The 1,811-nt window shown below is 33.1% G+C and carries 1 protein-coding gene; it reads right to left on the bottom strand.

Going from position 1 to position 1,811, the window contains the following annotated elements; translation table 11 throughout:
• Window positions 1–160: 160 nt before the first annotated feature.
• Window positions 161–1,654 (bottom strand): hypothetical protein, encoded by a 1,494-nt coding sequence (locus tag Ctaglu_RS24580; RefSeq protein ID WP_125006695.1) that lies wholly within the window; start codon window positions 1,652–1,654, stop codon window positions 161–163.
• Window positions 1,655–1,811 lie beyond the last annotated feature (157 nt).

Here is a 1,811-nt window from a genome sequence, read left to right as displayed (position 1 = left end):
AGAGTACTCACGGAAACTAATAAATAAAACTTGAATTTGTATTGAGTTGTATAGAACTATAAAATTTATGATATTAGAGCGGTTTGTAATAAAAACAGGCATAGCAAACAAGCCTGCACGGTGCAAGAATTTTCAAAAAAAATATTTAGTTGTTAAATAGCTACACTAATAAATTTAAAATACTAAAAACAGAAACTTTAAGTCTGGCATCTAGATGAATATTAATTCCAGCAATCATAGTCATAAATGAATAACGTTTTTTACCATGTGTTCGTAAAGAATGAATTCTATAATCATTTAGAATACGATTGTTTATACGTTCTGAGCACGTTCTAGTTTTATAAATAGTTTTCCATTGTTTTGAGCCACGAGGAACAGGAGTAAACAATCTTAAATCCCATGATGGTTTAGTGTGGATTACTCGCCCGTAGGGTGAAGGCGAGCACTTTTCACAACAAGAGCAACTATCAACCTTTTTTAAAACTAAAGGGCAGCGCCATTTAAGGCGTGAACGACTTTTTTCATAACCGTTATAGATCATTTCATGGCCACCTATACAGATAGGAACTCCTTTTTCATTAATATTTAAAGCAGTTGGATATTTTGAATTTCCTTTATTTTTGGAGTTCAAATCAATAAAGGGATTAATGTTCCATTTGGAACATAATTCATATGTAGGATAGTTATCATTAGCTGAGTCAAGAACATAATTTGATATATTGAACTGTGGCAACAGTTCTCTAAATTCAGCTAATGCTACTATTCCAGTGACACTGTCGTGTCTGCTTGCTTGTACAAATCGTAGATAAATAGGTAGATCTATCTTATGTTTTTTATTATAGGCAGATAAAGCATAGAGAGTGTAGCCGTAAAACCAACGAGTTTCATGACTGTCCCAACCCCAATTAGCATCTATGTCAGAAAGTCTACGAGGGCATTTGCAGTCGTAAATTCCATTTTGACGACAGTCACAAACTTTAGAGCCATAGTAAGAAGATTTACAGTGAACACAGGTACCATCACCGCCAACTGTAAGATTGTTTTTTTCTATTAAGTTAAGATTAAAAGAGGGTTCTACAGCAACTAATGAGAATATTTTTTGAAGCAGCCTTTCGGCTCTTAGAGAAAATGAGCGACCAGCTTCAAAAAAATCTGAAATTCTCTTAACAACACCCGGTTTTTTATTAGGAAGTTTTTTATTCTTCCCGGGCGCCTTAATTTTAGCTGGCTTCTTCTTATAATAATATATTTTTTTTAGTTTGAACCTGTCGGTAGACAGATTTGATAGCCATAATCTAGAGATAAAATCATAATGCGCACCAAGTGATGGGACATTATTTTTAGTGCAGCCTATGCAGGTTGCAAATAATTCACTGGCATTAAGCTTTTTAACCCAGTTGGTAATGCTTGTTTCCTTTTGGAAAAGCATTAAAGAAAATGAACGAAATATTTCAGGTTGAAGAGTTGCAGGTCTACCAATATTAGAATAATAAGGTTTTAATATCTCCCCAAGAATATCTAAGTCTAAGCAATACAACTTGGATATAGATGGTTCAAATTGTATAATCTTTTTAGGAAAAGCTTTGTACAAACATGAGAGATTTGAAATAATAAATTGCTGATAATCAGCATGAGTGCTCCAATTTTTAAGCATAAAATAATCCTCCTTTTAAAACATGTCTTTAGGAGGTATTTTTCAAATTTTTACAGACTTGTCAAGTGTTTTATGCAGAAAAAATGGGGGAATCAACAAAAATTAATGATACTAGAAATGAGTAATCATAGGAGCTAATGAGTTTCCGTGAAAGCTC

The organism is Clostridium tagluense (assembly GCF_003865095.1).
Taxonomy (GTDB): domain Bacteria; phylum Bacillota; class Clostridia; order Clostridiales; family Clostridiaceae; genus Clostridium_AD; species Clostridium_AD tagluense.
This window is presented reverse-complemented; position numbering and strand designations above follow the sequence as displayed.

Bases quoted from the DNA above. Each gene is read 5' to 3' on its own strand.
- Ctaglu_RS24580 (WP_125006695.1), bottom strand. From the start codon at position 1,654: ATGCTTAAAAATTGGAGCACTCATGCTGATTATCAGCAATTTATTATT.